This window comes from Streptomyces sp. ST2-7A, from assembly GCF_021390475.1.
In the GTDB taxonomy this organism is placed as follows: domain Bacteria; phylum Actinomycetota; class Actinomycetes; order Streptomycetales; family Streptomycetaceae; genus Streptomyces.
In genome coordinates this window covers 1-16325 of record NZ_JAJUWS010000026.1, presented here as the reverse complement: position 1 = coordinate 16325, position 16325 = coordinate 1, and the positions used below count along the sequence as shown (strand labels likewise).

Sequence of the window (16325 nt, the reverse complement as noted above, 5' to 3'; positions counted from 1 at the left end):
AGCCCAGCGCCCCGATGACAGAGCAGCCCTGCCAATCGTGCGGACCGCCCTCGGCGGTTCTCGGGCCGTCAACTCGGCGTTCCCCGGAGCAGCCGGTCGAGGAGCCACGGCTCCCGGTTTCCGGCAGCTGAGCCCATACGTCGGCAGCGGTTTCGCCGTTCAGGAGTCGGAGGATCAACTCCCACGACCGTGACCGGCTCGGCGCCGGGACCGAGCGGAAGCGGCTGTATCCGCTCACGGATAGCCCCGCTCCGGGACTCCAACGGGACTGACGGATCATCTCCGAAGAGCTCGCCGGTCCCGCACCGTCATCGGCGGCCATGGAGACCTCTCTCCTCGCGGCTCGGTGGGTTCACATTTCCGTGGTCCACACCCCCGAGGGGTGATCCTCCGGTGGCAGCCACAGCCGAGGCTGTGACTCCCGATGCTGAGGGGAAGCCTGTTCCTCCCAGGGGAAAAGGCCGGCCGGATCGGCCCACGTCACCTGCAGCAGAGGGATGGGAGGACGTCGATAGAAGCCGATAGCCCTCCCGAAGAAGGTCCGGTACCACCGCAGGTCGGCGCTCTTGAACACGAGTCGATGGCCTTCCACCACCTCCCGTCGCTCCTCCTCGTCCCCGAACCCGGCGCCCTCCACGGCCCTGTCTCCCAACATGTTCACCATCCGGTGCATGGTGGGGAGATCGAGCCCGAACACGGCGAACTCGGGAACGCCGTGGGTGTGGGCCAGACCGATCGTGTAGGCGAAGCCGGGAACGACCTCGTCCCCCGCCACCATCATCACGTGCCAGCCGTACCGGCGTACGTTCTCCAGGACTTTCAGGTGGAGTTCGTCCGCCTCCCCACGACCGCCGTAGTCGTGGCACAGAACGCAGCGGCACTCGAAGGAAGTCCGGGACATGGTTCCGAGGCTACGGCTGTCGCCCGCAGGAGACGCCAGCGGGGTTCCCCGCCCCTCCCACCGAAGGTCTTGTCGAGGGAGGCAAGGGGCGCTTCCGCACCGTCCATCCCCACTGGCCCCCCGCTCAAGCCCACCCACTGCCCTGAATCCCGACCTCTCCCTCCGTAGAAAGACCGCCCCGTGGATCACCCCTCGCCCAACTTCTCCCTGTACCACAACTCCCCGCCACCCCACGCCCAGGACAGCAGCCCCGAGGAAGGGCCGAACCTCATGGAGTTCGATGCCGCCATCCGCAAGGACACCACCCACACGAATGCCACCGACAACCGACTACTCGGCCAAGCCTTTCTCCACCGCCCGCGCGTACCGCTGGACCGGGCGCCGATCGACCATGTCACCGCCGCCGAGCGTGCCGCCCTGCGCGGTGGTGCGGCGGAGGCGGAGGAGATGGAGGACGGGGTGCTCGACGGATGTTCTCCGTGGGCGTGCCGGGGCGAGGGCGGCGCGCCGACGCGGGACGATTTCGGGTTGGCCTCCTGATTCTGGATCTGTTCGCGGGCCCGGGTGGGTGGAGTCACGCGCTCTCGGTCCTCGGCGTGCGGGAGGTGGGGCTGGAGTGGGACGCATGGGCCTGCGCCACCCGGGCCGCGGCCGGACAGGTCACCATCCGGACGGACGTGGCGAGATATCCGACGTGGCCGTGGGTCGGCCGCACCCGGGGGTTGATCGCGAGCCCACCGTGCCAGGCGTGGTCCTCGGCCGGTAAGCGTCTGGGGTGGGTGGATCAGCCGTTGGTGCACCGGGCGGTCGCCGACCTGGCCGCCGGCCTGGACACCCGCGAAGGCCTGCGTGCCGCGTGCCGGGACGAACGCTCGCTGCTGGCGGCGGAGCCGATGCGCTACCTCCATGCCCTGAACAGTGTCGCGGAGCCGCAGTGGGTGGTCATGGAGGAGGTGCCGCAGGTGCTGCCGCTGTGGAGGCAGTACGCGGCCATCCTCCGGTCATGGGGATTCTCGGTGTGGGCGGGGGTGTTGAACGCCGCCGACTACGGGGTGCCGCAGACCCGGCGGCGGGCCATCCTCCTCGCCTCCCGGATCCGACCCGCCCGGCCACCCGTGCCGACCCACGCCCGGGAGGCCGAACCACCGTCGTTGTTCGGGCCCGGCCGTGCCCGGTGGGTCTCCATGGCCGCTGTCCTCGGCACGTCGGGAGCACCGGCCGCCGCGCCGCCAGCGGAAGGGGAGGGCTGGGCGTGGTGCCTGCGTACCAACAACCAGGCCAACGCCACCGTCCGGCCGCTGTCCGAGCCGGCCGGAACGCTGTTCTTCGGCAACCGGGCCAATGAATGCCTCTGGATCGCCGAACCCCTCCCCACCACCTCCGCGGTGGCGAGGCCACCCATGCTGCCGGAGCCGATGCGGATCAACGCCCGTGAAGCGGGGGTGCTGCAGACCTTCCCCGCCGACTACCCCTGGGCCGGGAACAAGGGCCGGCAGTTCTCCCAGATCGGCAACGCCGTCCCTCCGCTGCTCGCCGCCCACCTGCTCGCGCCGCACCTCGGCGTCGGCTTCGAGCCCGATGACTTCACCTTGGCCGCCTGATGCCCCACACCCCCGATGACGACGACCTCGATGACGTCGATCCCGCACCGCCGGTGTACCACGCCGAGCGGGCCCTGCTCGGCGCCCTCCTCCTGGAGCCCCGGCGCCTGCAGGAAGCCGCTCACCTTGTTCCGGAGGCGTTCTCCACCGCCGAGCACCGCGCCCTGTTCACCGCGATCCGCTCCCTACCAGCCCCCGACCCCGCCCGGCATGCCCGCACCACCACCTGGCTGGACCGGGTGCTGGCCACCGCCCGCCGACAAGCCCGCGGCCTGACCGCCTCCCACCTCCACGGCCTGGTCCGTGCCTGCCCCCAACCGCGCCACGCCCCCGCCTATGCGCGGATCGTGCAGACCGAACACGCCCGCCGCACCCTGCGCGCCCAAGCCCAACGCCTCGCCCACACCGCCACCGACCCCACCCTCCCCGACCCCGTCCACGCCACCCTCACCGAAGCCGACACCCTCACCACCCTGATCGAGGAACTCTCCGCCCGCTTCCCCCCCCGACCCGACTCCCCCCACCCCATCCCGACCCCGCCCCCCACGGATCGGAACCCGGCCCACCAGGAGGCCGTGGAAGAGGAACTCCTACTGCTCGCCACAACCACCGCGCACCCCGCTGAAGCCGAACGCATGCGATGGCTGACCCCCGATGACTTCACCCTCCCCCTCCACGCCGGACTGTGGCGATGCCTGACCACCATGGCCCGCAGGCACTCCCCCATCGACCCCGTCACCGTCCTGTGGGAAGCACAACAAGGTGGTCTGCTCACATCCGACATCGAACCAACCGAAATCCTCGGCCTCCTCACCGAACCGGTCGGCTCCCCCTCCCACTGGGGCCGACGCATCCTTCAACGCGCCCTCCTGACGGCAGCCCACCACACCGGCCGCCACATCGAGGCACACACCAAGAACCCCGCGATCAACCCACACCACCTCCTCCTCGCCAGCCGTCACTCCCTGACCAACTTCAACTCACTGCGTGTCCGCTGGAACCACGCCACCTCACCGTTGACCCCACCCAGCCGGCCCACCCGAGCACCCGCTCCGCCTCGCGCAGGCCCACCATGCACCACGCCACCCACCACCGTCCGTATCCCTCGTTGATGACCGGGCATCAGGCTGACAACAGCGCCGGAATGGACATCAACCGGGTCACCTCCGCTCGCGCGGAGAGCACAAGTTCGCGTCGTCGATGCCGGCGCCGAGCACCGGGTCACCTCCGCTCGCGCGGAGAGCACTCGTCCCGCTGGGTCCGAAGGTCCGTGAGGGCCGGGTCACCTCCGCTCGCGCGGAGAGCACCACTTGAGGCGGGCGCCGTCGATCGCGGGGTGCGGGTCACCTCCGCTCGCGCGGAGAGCACGCCCGGTGCTCCCAGTTCCGGGCCTCGACCCACGGGTCACCTCCGCTCGCGCGGAGAGCACATCGCGTCCTTGACGGCTGCATGGACCTGAAGCGGGTCACCTCCGCTCGCGCGGAGAGCACATCCGCACCGGGCTCGGCGTGCGCTTCTTGTGCGGGTCACCTCCGCTCGCGCGGAGAGCACGCAGCGGCGGATTGCAGCCGAGGAGCGCGCCGCGGGTCACCTCCGCTCGCGCGGAGAGTACCTGCCGCAGTCGGCGCAGGTGGGCCGCCGGAACGGGTCACCTCCGCTCGCGCGGAGAGCACACGGAACATCACTGCACGGCCGGGTTAACGGTCGGGGCACCTCCGCTCGCGCGGAGAGCACTGGACCACGATGCGGTTCCGCGTCATGGGCTTCGGGTCACCTCCGCTCGCGCGGAGAGCACGAGGACTGGGAGACCCGGCTGGACGACCCCGACTGGGTCACCTCCGCTCGCGCGGAGAGCACGGCGCCGCAGCTCGTGCCACTCGGCGGGGCGCGGGTCACCTCCGCTCGCGCGGAGAGCACATGGCGTCGGCGAGCGACGAGGACCTCGCCGCCGGGTCACCTCCGCTCGCGCGGAGAGCACAAAAAGGGCCGCAGCATCGGGACTGCGTCGCCCGGGTCACCTCCGCTCGCGCGGAGAGCACACCTCGGCTATCTCGATCAGACGACCGGCGCAGGGTCACCTCCGCTCGCGCGGAGAGCACCACGAGAGGCATCCGCCCATCGCGCCGTCCATCGGGTCACCTCCGCTCGCGCGGAGAGCACACTTCCTGACCTGCAGCGTTAGAGGCGGTTTGCCATTCCTTTACTCCTCGCGGGACAGGCTTGCCACCCTGCCGAGTCAGAGATGGGTTCCAGCCTCACGGGAGGATTCTACGAGCCTGGTGTCGCTCCCATCCCAGGTCCAAACCGAGTGTCAGTGGTCCCTGCTATCCCTGTGGCCATGACCGACGTGTGGGTCCCTCGTGGGCTGGATGAGCGCATCGACGCGCGACTGTGGGGCAAGGAGTCCGGACTTCCCCGGCCGTACCCGGTGGTGTGTCACCTCTTGGACACCGCAGCGGTGTTCCTGTGCCTCTGGGACCGGATCGTGGGTGAAGGGCAACGTCAGCGCATCTCATCCATGCTCGGGATGACACAGGACGAAGCACACCGCGTACTCGCCTTCTGGGCGGCCATGCACGACTTGGGGAAGATCTCTCCACCTTTTCAGGTGCAGGTCCCGGAGCTCTGGAAGTCGTTGAAGCAGGACGAATTCTACCGTTCGAGAGCGGGTGCGGAATCATGTCGGGATTTTCGGCACGAGATGGCCAGCCACTGGGCTCTGGCGAAGCTGCTACAGGAAAGTGGTTACCCCAAGAAAGCCCAAGTGAGGCGGTCGGTCCCTCATCAAGTTGCTCAGCTGCTGGGTGGTCACCACGGTCGCTTCGGATTGGCGTTGCTCAACAAGCACGTGGAGAATCCGGAGGCTTACCAGAAAGGAGTGGGTGGACCGGGATGGGAAATTCAACGGCGTCTCCACTTCGATGAGGTCCGAGCCATCCTGGAAGCGGGCGCCCTTCCGAAGGGTTTGCTACCGGCTGACGTCGTCGTGGTGTTGACAGGGCTTGTTATCACAGCGGACTGGCTGGCGAGCCAAACCGAGTGGATCATCCCCCGGATCCCCCCGACGGAATGGAAGGGAAACCGTTCCGAACTGCTGGCGCACTGGGAGACCGCACTGACCAGGGCTCCTGATGTGGTCACCGAAGCACGTTTGGGGCGAGTGGACTTCTCCCCATGTCGGAATTTCAGCGAAGCGTTTCCCTTCGCCCCAAACGCGTTGCAACGCGATATCGCCGAGCGACTTCCCCACCTCGTCGAGGAGCAAGGAGCCGGCCTGGTGCTGGTAACCGCTCCCACCGGGGACGGGAAGACGGAGGCGGCATTGTGGGCCGCCCGCATTCTGGGAGCGGCCAGTGGGGCGCGGGGGCTTTTCTTCGCCCTTCCGACGATGGCCACGGCCGATGCCATGTTCCCCCGGGTGGGTGGATTCGCCACCTCAGCCCTGGGAGGTGACCGGGCGTTGACGTTGTTGCATTCGATGGCGTGGCTGAGCCCGGCCTACGCCCAGACCACAGGCGCCGGACAGGAAGCGGGAAGCGACCTGAGCACGGATCCGGCATGGGCGGTGGAGGCCGGGGAGTGGCTGCGGGGCCGAGGACGAGGTCTGCTGGCACAGTTGGGGGTGGGGACAATCGACCAGGTCCTTGCCTCGGTGCTTCCCACCACACGCAACATGCTGCGTTTGACCGGACTTTCCGAGAAGGTCCTGATCGTGGACGAAGCGCACGCCTACGGGCCCTGGATGCATACGTTGCTGACACGGCTGCTGGAGTGGCTCGGCGCGATGCGGGTTCCTGTCGTGCTCCTTTCGGCCACTCTCACGGGTGAAGTGGCGGGTTCACTGGTGAGCGCATATCAGCGCGGGCGCGGCGCCCCTGTCGGCGAGGACGCCACCGTCCGCTATCCCGGCTGGCTTTTCGCCGGGTCGGGAGGCGAGGTCATCGCATCTCCGCAGTTGCCCAGCTCGCGTTCACGAAAGCTCGATGTGTCGCTTCAAACGGTGCACTGGGATATCGATTCCGCGCCGGAATCCGAGCCGGGGGAGGGAGGCAGGCGGGCGGCACTGCGCGAGGCCCTGGATGCGGTGGTGACCGATGGGGGCACCGCCTTGGTTTGTTGCACCACAGTGGCGGAGGCTCAGCAAACCTATCGCGACCTGCGTGCTGCCTTCCCCGCCCTTGCTGCGAGAAAAGGCGGCCTGCGGTTGTTGCACTCACGCTTCCCCGCTCACCGTCGAGGAGAGATCACTGCGGAGTGCGAGAATTCCTATGGCAAACCGGATCGGGACGCGCCAAAAGAAGTGAGGCCGACTTCGATTCTCGTGGCGACGCAGATCGTCGAGCAGTCACTTGATCTGGATTTCGACCTGGTGGTCACGGATCTGGCTCCGATGGCGCAGCTCCTGCAACGGGCGGGCCGATGCCGAAGGCATGACCGGGGTGCCGGTGGGCGTCCGCAGTGGGCTCTTCCCGAGGACCGGCCCCGGCTCGTTGTGTTGATGCCCATGGACGCCAAGGGCGAGCCGTCGGTGCCACGCTTCTCGATGGGGGCGGTCTACGACCCCGGGTTGCTGCATCGCACAGCCCGGCTTCTGCAGAACCGCGACGAAGGCATCGCGGTCCCCGAAGATGTGCAGCACCTGATCGACGCCGTCTATGCCAGGGACTTCACCACTGGGTTGGGTGAAGCGACGAGTCGCGAGCTGGACCGCATGGACGAGGAGCGTCTGGCGCGAGACTCCGCCGAGACCCACCTCGCACGGATGACGACGATTCCGGCCCCCTTCGAAATCAAGTGCGATCTACGTCCGATCAGCCGCGCCGAGGCCGGAGTCAGCGAGGAGTTGCTGACCACCAGACTGGGGGCGGACACCGGACGCGTGCTCTGTCTGTTCGAGCAGCCCGACGGACAGCCGGCCCTGCGACCCCAGGGCTCCCCAAACCTGCCCTCCGACTGGCGCTCGCCGAGCAGGAACACGCTCGAAACGATCATGCAGCATGTCGTGCCCGTCCCGGGCAGTTGGCTGCGTGGTGACACCGACGCCGAAAAGCTGCCCGATGCCTGGAAGAAGCGCTCTCTTCTACGAGACCTGACTCTCCTGCGTTTCCATGACGAGGGGAAGGGGTGGCAGACCCGAGGCGGCGAGTCACCACTCACCTACTCCCATGACTACGGGCTGGAACGCTGACGTCACACCCAAACTACTACCGTAACTCACAAGCTAGACCCTTGGCAGATGGTTTGCGGAGAACATTCGCCCCTGTCAGGATCCTGGCTCACTGCCCCGGCGAGCCGCTTTCCTCTCCGGTTTCCGGCTCACCGGGGCGGACTACCCGCTTGCGCGGGCAAGCCGGTGACCTGCCTCCGAGACTCGCTCGCCAGACCCGGTTCACCCCCGCTCCTGCGGGGCCCCAGCCATCCAATTGTGGCGTACCGATAGGAGCTTCATGCCAGCCCCCTCGCACAACGTGCTCCACGAGGAGACCTTCCCGGTCAACTGGCTGCCCGGCTGCACGGGACCGGATCGGGTCGGTTTCCACGAACTGCTCTCGCGCAGCCACGAGATCGCGGGGTTCGCGATCGCGGAACCCCCGGCCCAGGCAGCGACGCTGAGGGTCTCGTACGCCCTCACCGCCCGGGTCACCGGGCTGGATGAGGCCGGTGACGACGACTGGGAGGAGCGCCGGGACGACATCGTGGAGACCGGGAGGCTCCCCGCCGAGGGAATCGAGGAGTACCTGGGGCGTTTCGAGCACCGGTTCTTCGTCTTCGACCCCGAGGGGGGCAGGCCCTGGATGCAGGATCCCCGGCTGGCGGAACAGTGTGATCCGGCGAACACCGCTGGTGTCGACAAGTTGATCGTCACCCGTCCGTCGGGCAACAACCATGCCTGGTTCCGTCACGGCTCGCCCCACTCTCCCGAGCTGCCGACGGTGTCCGAGGCGGTACTGAACATGCTCATCTGGCACTACTACGGACCGTCAGGTCGCTGTTCCTCGCGTGAGGTCGACGGCGAGAAGTCCGCCAGTGCCACGGCGGGACCGCTGCGCACCGCGCTGTCCTACCACCCCGAGGGTACGAGTCTGTTCGAAACGCTCCTGGCCGGGTTGCCGAAGCCGCCCGCCGGGTTGCGTCGTGCGGAGGATCCGTGCCCGTGGGAACGGGAGGAGCTACCCGATCCCACACGGGCTCCCGAACCACCGGCCGGCCGCTGCGCCCGCTTGACCGGCTGCTCCCAGCACGCCCTGCTCCTGGTCCCCGACGACAACGATCCGGGGCTGGTGGCCGATGCCTACATCACCTGGGCCTACCGCACGGGGAAAATCCCGCGTGACGACCCGTTCCTGATCTGGCAGATCAGCCAAGCGGGGAACCGTTACCCGCGTCCGGCCGACTCCCGGCGCGCGCTGTGGCGGGACCTCGATGCCCTCCTGCTGCACGGAGAGGTGGGTACCACTCGGGCACAGCGGCCGGTGATCTTCGATACGGCCCTCGATGTCTCGGAGGATCTGCGGATCCGTGCACTGGGGTTCGAGCAGGAGAACCAGGCCAAGGACATCCAGTTCGTGGACGCCTCGACCCCGCCCATCCTCGGCTACGTGGAACGGGAGGCCGCACACACCGCAGCGCCCGTGGCCAAGCTCCGTGATCTGGGTGATATGTACGGGCGTCGTCTGAGCCGCGCGGTCCGGCAGGCGTGGCTCGGCTATGTCGACGACCCCAAGAACTCCTCCCAGACCTGGGAGACCGAGGCCGAGGGGCGGTACTGGCCCCGAGCGGAGGAGATCTTCTGGAAGCACTTCCGCGCCCTGGGCCGCGACCTCGACGCCGAGGGCTCCGAACTGGACACCGTGGCGGCGCGCAAAGAGTTCCTGGCCCTGGCTTTCCGGGTCTACGAGGACGTGACCGCCACCGCTTTCCGCACCGAGCGGGGAGCGCGGGCAGTGGTAGCCGCGCGGGCCGAAATCTACGGCGGACGCCGGAAGAAGACCAAAAAGGCGTAGTGATGTTTTCCCTCATCGCTCCCGACGAGACGAATGGAGCCGGGTGACCATGAAGGTCATTTATCCCCCCAAGAGCGGGGATGAGGCACGCCGCAGGCGGTGGCAGTTCCCCGCCTGGATCGAGCAGGAATGCCGGGACCCGGGCACCCGCAACGCCCTGCGCAAGGACGCCCGGGGTCAGAGTGCCGAGACCGCCGACCGGCTCGACCGGTGCATCGCACCATGGCTGCCGAACAATTGCCCGCCGCAGGAGCAGGCCGTCTACTACACCCTCGCCATGATGATCGCCGATCGTCCGCGTCACGAGTTCTCCGATCCGGACGACGAGGTGGACGAGCAGCAGACTCCGACGCAGGACGGATCCACCGGCCTCGGGCCCGGTTCCGAGGGGACGGAGAGCGCCCCTGCCGACTCCTCCGATTCCTTGGCCGGTGACCGGCAACCGGGAGCACCGGTTCGTAATCCCGGTCGGGGCGAGAGCCTGGGAGCCGCCTACGCCCGTGCCGTGATCTCCCACAACATGCGGGAGAGCACCGCCCGCGACCGCCTCAAACTCCTCGCCAGACAGACCCCCACCGGCGTGCACAAGACGCTGCCCCGGGCCGTTCGACACCTACGAAACCACGGTGTTCGTCCCCATTGGCCCCGACTGTTCGAGGAACTCGCAGTCTGGCCCCGCAGCCGCGATGACATCTGCCGACGCTGGCGCCAGGACTTCTACCAGCTCCTCAACGACAACGCCCTCGCCGAGGCCGAGCGCGAGGACCGGGCCGAAGTCGAGACCCCGTAACCGCTGCACCTCGACCAAACCAACGATTTCAGATCAGAGAAAAAGGGAAATCATGACCACCACCGCGCGATTCCTCGACATCCACATCCTGCAGTCGGTCCCCTTCGCCAACCTGAACCGCGACGACACCAACTCCGTCAAGACCGTCCAATGGGGCAACGTGCTGCGCACCCGCGTCAGCAGCCAGTGCTGGAAGCGTGCCACCCGCGAGGAATTCCAGGACCGCATCGGTGAGCACGCCCTGCGCACCCGGCGCATCGCCGAGCGTGTCACCCGCGAGCTGGGATCCCGCGAATGGCCGAGCGACCTGGCCGAGCGCGCCGGCGCCCACGTCGCAGCCGGCAGCAGCATCAAGTTCGAACTCGCCAAGACCGAGGACAAGAAGCCGATCACCAACAAGGTCCTGACCAACGCGTTGGTCTACGTCCCCGAGACCGCGGTGAGCGAACTGGCCGACCTGGCGGAAAAGCACCGCGCCCAGTTGGAGAAGGCCGTCGACATCAAGAAGCCGTCGGACAAGAGCGTGCTGCCCCAACAGGACATCGACGCGATCCTGCGTTCCCGCAACGGAGTGATCAACCTCTTCGGTCGGATGCTCGCCGAGGTCGACGACGCGGGTGTCGACGGCGCCGTCCAGGTCGCCCACGCCCTGACCACTCACGCCACCGACATCGAACTCGACTACTTCTCCGCCGTCGACGACGTCACCGCCACCTGGGCGGACTCCACCGGAAGTGGCCACATGGGCAACGCCGAGTACAGCGCGGGCACCTTCTACCGCTACGCCACCATCGACCTGCGCGACCTGGCCGCCAACGTCGGCCCCGCGACCGCCGACTCCCGCAAACTGGTCACCGCCTTCCTCAGCTCGTTCATCGAGTCCATCCCACGGGCCAAGAAGAACTCCACCGCCGTCCACACCGCGCCCTCCCTGGTCCACCTCTCCGTGCGTGCCGACCGGCCCCTGTCCTACGCCGCCGCGTTCGAGGAGCCGGTCTCCGCCGCCGCCCACGGAGGATTCGAGGCCCAATCCGTCGACAAGCTCACCGAGTACGCGGGCAACGTCAACGCCTTCCTGGGCCCCGGCCGCGTCCTGGCCTCCGGCTGGGCCTCCCCCCTCCCCCGCGACATCGACGGCCTCGGCGACCGCCTGCCGTCTCTTGACAAGCTGATCACCACCGCCCTCGACGCCGCCCTGACCACCAAGGACGCCGAGTGAGCCACACCGCCCACCCCCTTCGCACCGAGGGCCCAACGCCCGAACCGGGATTGTTGCTGTCCCTCAACGGGCCACTGCAGTCCTGGGGCGAGCGCAGCCACTTCAACGAACGGGACACCAGCAGCTTCCCCACCCGCTCCGGAGTGCTCGGACTACTGGCCGCAGCACTCGGCCGCCGCCGGGGCGAACCGATCGAGGACCTCCAACGGTTGTCCCTGACCGTTCGGGCCGACCGCCCCGGTGTGCTGATGCGTGACCTGCACACCGTCGGCGGCGGCCTGCCCGCCAAGGAAACCGTCACCACAGCGGAGGGCAAGAAACGCTCCGGTGACACCGCCACCTTGCTCTCCCACCGCTGGTACCTGGCCGACGCCGCGTTCACCGTTGCCCTCACCAGTCCCGACGGCCGGGACCGGAACACCCTCGACCTCTGCGCCCGGGCCCTGCGCTCACCGCACTGGCCGCCCTATCTCGGGCGCCGTTCCTGTCCCCCGGAAGGCCCCCTGCTGATCACCACCAGCAGCGACGCCCTCCACGAGCTGCTCCACCTCCCCCTGCGCGCCCGACGCCCGCACGGCGAGAACGCCGCCGTCGAGTTCGTGGGCGACCGTCCCCTGGACCGTCTGCCCACCCCCACCCGGGACTCCAGCCGCCCCACCAGTCAGATCAACGACGACCGCAGCTCATCCCGGCGGACCTTCCGCGCCCGCCCTCTCTACCGCTGCTCCATTCCCCTGCCCGCCCGCCAATTCGCCGGGCACGGCACCCATTACCTCAACCACCTCACCCACTACCTCGCCTCCACCCACACCGAGAGGAGTACCCCGTGACCCACTGGCTGGCCCGCCTCACCCTCAACCCCCAATGCGAACAGGCCCGGCGCGATGCCACCGGCCCCGACAGCCCGGTGCACCTCCACCGACGCGTCATGTCCCTGTACCCCGACGACGCAGGCCCCGACCCCCGCGCCCGTTTCGGCGTCCTCTACCGCGCCGAGGAAACCCCCACCGGCGTGCACCTGATCATCCAGAGTAATCACCGCCCCGACCCCGGCCGCCTGCCCCACGGCTACGGCACCCTCGTCACCAGTTCCCTGGACCCACTGCTGGACGCGCTGAAGCCCGGCCGGCACATCCACTACCGGTGCGTCGCCAGTGCCGTCCGCAAGCCCGGCGCCACCACCCGCGCCGCCTACAACCTCCCGGCCGTCGTGCCACTCAAGGGAACCGCCGCCGCCGAATGGTGGATGCGCCAGGCCGAGAAGACCGGCATCACCGCCCACACCGCCCACCACGAACCCATCGACCCCGTCAACAGCCCGCGCCCCGGTGACGACCGACGCGCCCCGCGCATCCGCCACAACCGCACCCGTTTCGAAGGCACCGCCACCGTCACCGACCCGGACCTCCTGCGCACCAAAATCATCGAGGGCATCGGACGCGGAAAGCCCTATGGCTGCGGTCTGCTGAGCATCGCCCCCGCCAGGAGGCCCGCGTGAACGCCACCCCGGTGTCCGCCACCCGGGCCAGGCGGCGGCTGGCCGCCCCCACCGTCGCGATGCTCCCGCGCATCGCCGACTCCCTGTCCTTCCTCTATCTCGACATCGTCCGCATCCACCAGGACGACACCGGCGTCTGTGCGGAGATCACCACCGAGGCCCGCGGCACCGAAACCGTCTACCTGCCCACCGCCGCCCTCAGCTGCGTACTCCTGGGCCCCGGCACCTCCATCACCAGCCGCGCCCTGACCACCCTCGCCCGCCATGGAACCACCGTCCTGGTCACCGGATCCGGCGGCGTCCGCTGCTACGCCGCCACCCTCCCCGACTCCCTCACCACCACCTGGCTGGAACGACAAACCCGCATCTGGGCCGACGACACCCGCCGTCTGCAAGCCGCCGTCACCATGTACGAGATGCGCTTCGGCAGCGGCACCCTCCCCTCGGGAAGCACCCTCCAGCAACTACGCGGCTTCGAGGGGCAACGCGTCCGCGCCCACTACCAACTCCTGGCCAAGCAGCACCGCATCGGCCGCTTCCGCCGTAACTACGACCCCCAGTCCTGGGACGAGCAGGACCCCGTCAACCTCGCCCTCTCGGCCGCCAATACCTGCCTGTACGGCATCGTCCACTCGGCGATCCACGCCCTGGGCTGCTCCCCCGCCCTCGGCTTCATCCACAACGGCAACCAACAGGCCTTCGTCTACGACATCGCCGATCTGTACAAAGCCCGGCTCATCATCCCCCTCGCCTTTTCACTGCACGCTTCCACTAACCCCGAAGCCGAAGCACGCCGCTCCTTCCGCGACGGCCTGCGCCTGTTCAAACTCCTGCCCCGCATCGTCAGCGACATCCAGCGCATCCTCGACCCCAGCGGGGAATACGACACCCCCGACCCGGATGAAGAACTCGTCGACTTGTGGGACCCCGTCGCCGGCGCCATCCCCGGCGGCATCAACCACGCCACCGACAGCTGACACCCGAGGCTCCCGACATGCCCTCCATGACAGTTCTGGCCGCCACCGCCGTCCCCGACCACCTGCGCGGCGCCCTCACCCGCTGGCTCCTCGAAGTCACCCCCGAGCTCTACGTCGGCACCGTCTCAGCTCGCGTCCGTGACGAACTGTGGAACGCCGTCACGGCCACCATCGGAACCGGCACAGCCGTCCTCGCCCACCCTGCCAACAACGAACAGGGCTTCGAGCTCCGCACCGCAGGAACGCAACGCCGCGACCCCATCGACTTCGACGGCCTCACCCTCATCGCCTTCCAACGAGCGAATAAAGAGGCCGAACCCAGCACGGGGTCACGCCCCATTCCCACATCCGAATACCCCGCGTATCAGGAGTAGCACCACGGCAAACCAAAACGCGGAGCATACCCGCCCGACCCCGCCGACGAGTCGGTTTCACCGGCGAGGAAGGCACCCCGGGGCCGCCTCAGCAGAGCAGCCTCGGGGTCTTCCTCTTCTCACGAAGAGCACTCGACCTCCGACCGCCCCGCCGCCACCGGACACAGGCCATCTCCACTTGGCGGAGAACACTGCCGAGCGTCCCTTCACGCTGGGGACGTAAACAGGTCACCTCCGCTCACGCGGAGAACACGACTCGGACGGCCCCTACCCGGAGCGCCCCGGCGGGTCACCTCCGCTCGCGCGGAGAGCACCGACAGGCCGGGCTCGGGAAACGGATGCACTGCGGGTCACCTCCGCTCGCGCGGAGAGCACTGCGTCCTGGGCAACCACCGCTGACGCCAGTACGGGTCACCTCCGCTCGCGCGGAGAGCACCCGCCGCTGGACCCCACGGCGGTCCCTGCCGACGGGTCACCTCCGCTCGCGCGGAGAGCACCAACCCGCCGCGCCCGCACGCACCTCCGGGGACGGGTCACCTCCGCTCGCGCGGAGAGCACGTCAGCACGATGGTGGAGTGCCGGAGCGTCTCCGGGTCACCTCCGCTCGCGCGGAGAGCACGACAGGGCTTCGAGGGCTGCCGTCACCGTCCCCGGGTCACCTCCGCTCGCGCGGAGAGCACCCGCGGTTGCTGGACACCCCGGCGGCCGTTCGCGGGTCACCTCCGCTCGCGCGGAGAGCACAAGCAGAACGACGGCCGGTCGGACGAGGAGCGCGGGTCACCTCCGCTCGCGCGGAGAGCACGCCGGTAGCACCGAGCGTTCTTGGTGTTTGTTCGGGTCACCTCCGCTCGCGCGGAGAGCACGCATCCGCCGGGCGATGAAGCTGCCGAAGTTGCGGGTCACCTCCGCTCGCGCGGAGAGCACGACCCCATCGCCCACGACCTCCTCTTCGAACGCGGGTCACCTCCGCTCGCGCGGAGAGCACCCCTCTCGGGCCAGACCCAGGGCCTCGCGCAGCGGGTCACCTCCGCTCGCGCGGAGAGCACGGCGTCCAGGTCGCGCAGCCGGTTCTCGGCGGCGGGTCACCTCCGCTCGCGCGGAGAGCACGAGTTCTCGGCGTGACCGGACTGCGCGCGGATCGGGTCACCTCCGCTCGCGCGGAGAGCACCCCAGCCACTTCCCGGCCCGGTGCGCCAGGTCCGGGTCACCTCCGCTCGCGCGGAGAGCACTACGAGGACCCCATCGAGAACTACCTTGTCCGCGGGTCACCTCCGCTCGCGCGGAGAGCACCGGGCGTCGATTCCCGTAGCCGACGGGATCACCGGGTCACCTCCGCTCGCGCGGAGAGCACACGCTCAGGGCCCAACCCATCCTCCTGAGCGACGGGTCACCTCCGCTCGCGCGGAGAGCACCATCCCGCGCGTCCGAGTCTCCGACACCCAGACGGGTCACCTCCGCTCGCGCGGAGAGCACGGGATGACCTTACTTGCGATCGTCGACCAGAACGGGTCACCTCCGCTCGCGCGGAGAGCACCGGCGGATCGGCCATCGGTGCTCCTCACGGGGCGGGTCACCTCCGCTCGCGCGGAGAGCACGGCACGGTGAGTCGTGGGCCTGCCGACCGTGACGGGTCACCTCCGCTCGCGCGGAGAGCACTCCTCTTCGGGGAGTTCCTGCTGCGCCCGCATCGGGTCACCTCCGCTCGCGCGGAGAGCACGCTTCAACAACTACGCCAACGAGACGGGTTCGCGGGTCACCTCCGCTCGCGCGGAGAGCACGACAGCGAGCAGTCGACCTCGATCCGCGAGATCGGGTCTGTCGTCGTTCTTTGAACCGTGGCTCTGGATCACTTTCCGTGCCAGGGCCACAGAGGGTCACCACAACCGCGATCATGAACGGCTGTGGGTGATCTGTCTCTCCAGGACCTGTGGTTCCACCGGGTTGAAGGCGTCGTGATTGAA

The 16325-nt window shown here is 68.7% G+C and carries 12 protein-coding genes and 2 CRISPR repeat arrays; of the genes, 11 read left to right on the top strand and 1 reads right to left on the bottom strand.

Going from position 1 to position 16325, the window contains the following annotated elements:
- Nucleotides 1-352: 352 nt before the first annotated feature.
- On the bottom strand, nt 353-901 hold the full coding sequence (locus tag LZF96_RS16425; protein WP_233872523.1) for a DUF4262 domain-containing protein: 549 nt from the start codon (nt 899-901) through the stop codon (nt 353-355).
- A 180-nt stretch (nt 902-1081) separates the two neighbouring features.
- On the opposite strand from LZF96_RS16425, the gene LZF96_RS16420 reads away from it, so the two are divergent.
- The 11 genes from LZF96_RS16420 to cas2e all read left to right on the top strand — a co-directional run bounded on the left by LZF96_RS16420 (nt 1082) and on the right by cas2e (nt 14364).
- The gene (locus tag LZF96_RS16420; protein WP_233872520.1) at nt 1082-1441 is read left to right on the top strand and encodes a hypothetical protein; all 360 of its coding nucleotides are present in this window, start codon (nt 1082-1084) and stop codon (nt 1439-1441) included.
- Nucleotides 1438-2502 (top strand): DNA cytosine methyltransferase, encoded by a 1065-nt coding sequence (locus LZF96_RS16415; protein WP_233872730.1) that lies wholly within the window; start codon nt 1438-1440, stop codon nt 2500-2502. The genes LZF96_RS16420 and LZF96_RS16415 overlap by 4 nt, the downstream gene beginning before the upstream one ends.
- Nucleotides 2502-3614, top strand: a complete 1113-nt coding sequence (locus LZF96_RS16410; protein WP_233872517.1) for a DnaB-like helicase N-terminal domain-containing protein — start codon at nt 2502-2504, stop codon at nt 3612-3614. Before LZF96_RS16415 ends, LZF96_RS16410 begins: the two co-directional genes overlap by 1 nt.
- Nucleotides 3615-3658: 44 nt before the next feature.
- Nucleotides 3659-4662: direct repeats of the CRISPR family, unit length 29 nt; unit sequence CGGGTCACCTCCGCTCGCGCGGAGAGCAC.
- A 178-nt stretch (nt 4663-4840) separates the two neighbouring features.
- Nucleotides 4841-7690, top strand: coding sequence for a CRISPR-associated helicase Cas3' (gene cas3 / locus LZF96_RS16405; protein WP_233872514.1), 2850 nt, complete (start codon nt 4841-4843; stop codon nt 7688-7690).
- A gap of 259 nt (nt 7691-7949) precedes the next feature.
- A complete protein-coding gene (gene casA / locus LZF96_RS16400) occupies nt 7950-9506 on the top strand; it encodes a type I-E CRISPR-associated protein Cse1/CasA (RefSeq protein ID WP_233872511.1) in 1557 nt (518 codons plus the stop codon).
- Nucleotides 9507-9555: 49 nt separating this feature from the next.
- Nucleotides 9556-10296, top strand: coding sequence for a type I-E CRISPR-associated protein Cse2/CasB (gene casB, locus LZF96_RS16395; RefSeq protein ID WP_233872508.1), 741 nt, complete (start codon nt 9556-9558; stop codon nt 10294-10296).
- Between the two features lie 52 nt (nt 10297-10348).
- Entirely contained in the window at nt 10349-11515 is a 1167-nt protein-coding gene (gene cas7e, locus LZF96_RS16390) for a type I-E CRISPR-associated protein Cas7/Cse4/CasC (RefSeq protein ID WP_233872504.1), read from the top strand.
- Nucleotides 11512-12345, top strand: coding sequence for a type I-E CRISPR-associated protein Cas5/CasD (cas5e, locus tag LZF96_RS16385; protein ID WP_233872501.1), 834 nt, complete (start codon nt 11512-11514; stop codon nt 12343-12345). The genes cas7e and cas5e overlap by 4 nt, the downstream gene beginning before the upstream one ends.
- Nucleotides 12342-13013, top strand: a complete 672-nt coding sequence (cas6e, locus tag LZF96_RS16380) for a type I-E CRISPR-associated protein Cas6/Cse3/CasE (RefSeq protein ID WP_233872498.1) — start codon at nt 12342-12344, stop codon at nt 13011-13013. The genes cas5e and cas6e overlap by 4 nt, the downstream gene beginning before the upstream one ends.
- Nucleotides 13014-13072: 59 nt before the next feature.
- On the top strand, nt 13073-13990 hold the full coding sequence (cas1e, locus tag LZF96_RS16375; RefSeq protein ID WP_233872727.1) for a type I-E CRISPR-associated endonuclease Cas1e: 918 nt from the start codon (nt 13073-13075) through the stop codon (nt 13988-13990).
- Between the two features lie 17 nt (nt 13991-14007).
- A complete protein-coding gene (gene cas2e / locus LZF96_RS16370) occupies nt 14008-14364 on the top strand; it encodes a type I-E CRISPR-associated endoribonuclease Cas2e (RefSeq protein WP_233872495.1) in 357 nt (118 codons plus the stop codon).
- A gap of 164 nt (nt 14365-14528) precedes the next feature.
- A CRISPR array of direct repeats spans nt 14529-16142; the repeat unit is 29 nt; unit sequence CGGGTCACCTCCGCTCGCGCGGAGAGCAC.
- Nucleotides 16143-16325: the final 183 nt, after the last annotated feature.

What these genes read in the sequence shown, in the direction of transcription:
- LZF96_RS16410 (WP_233872517.1), top strand. Translation starts at nt 2,502, where the DNA reads ATGCCCCACACCCCCGATGACGACGACCTCGATGACGTCGATCCCGCA.
- casA (WP_233872511.1), top strand. Translation starts at nt 7,950, where the DNA reads ATGCCAGCCCCCTCGCACAACGTGCTCCACGAGGAGACCTTCCCGGTC.
- cas3 (WP_233872514.1), top strand. Translation starts at nt 4,841, where the DNA reads ATGACCGACGTGTGGGTCCCTCGTGGGCTGGATGAGCGCATCGACGCG.
- casB (WP_233872508.1), top strand. Translation starts at nt 9,556, where the DNA reads ATGAAGGTCATTTATCCCCCCAAGAGCGGGGATGAGGCACGCCGCAGG.
- cas7e (WP_233872504.1), top strand. Translation starts at nt 10,349, where the DNA reads ATGACCACCACCGCGCGATTCCTCGACATCCACATCCTGCAGTCGGTC.
- LZF96_RS16425 (WP_233872523.1), bottom strand. Translation starts at nt 901, where the DNA reads ATGTCCCGGACTTCCTTCGAGTGCCGCTGCGTTCTGTGCCACGACTAC.
- cas1e (WP_233872727.1), top strand. Translation starts at nt 13,073, where the DNA reads ATGCTCCCGCGCATCGCCGACTCCCTGTCCTTCCTCTATCTCGACATC.
- cas2e (WP_233872495.1), top strand. Translation starts at nt 14,008, where the DNA reads ATGCCCTCCATGACAGTTCTGGCCGCCACCGCCGTCCCCGACCACCTG.